This window comes from Streptomyces sp. SP18CS02 (assembly GCF_036322365.1).
In the GTDB taxonomy this organism is placed as follows: domain Bacteria; phylum Actinomycetota; class Actinomycetes; order Streptomycetales; family Streptomycetaceae; genus Streptomyces.
The window spans coordinates 1-300 of sequence record NZ_JAQYXC010000088.1; the positions used below are offsets into that span (position 1 = coordinate 1).

1 protein-coding gene is annotated in these 300 nt (G+C 79.3%); it reads left to right on the forward strand.

The features are described 5' to 3' along the window. On the forward strand, positions 1-300 hold a 300-nt coding region (locus tag PUR26_RS00545; protein ID WP_329868128.1), incomplete at both ends, for a hypothetical protein.

Below are 300 nucleotides of genomic sequence, written 5' to 3' on the forward strand. Positions count from 1 at the left end.
GGTGCCGCAGACCGAGGCCGCCGTGGAGGCCGCGCCGGTCGAGGAGGCGCCCGTGGCGCGTCCGCGTCGTCGTGCCACGCGCAAGGCGACGGCTCCGGACGGTGCGCCGAAGGCCGCAGAGGCACCCGAGGAGGAGTCCGCGCCGGTCGTGGCCCCGGTCGAGGAGGCCGCGCCGGTCGAGGAGGCGCCCGCGGCCCGTCCGCGTCGTCGTGCCACGCGCACGGCGACGGCTCCGGTCGGTGCGCCGAAGGCCGCAGAGGCTCCCGTGGAGGAGTCTGCGCCGGTCGAGGCCCCGGTCGA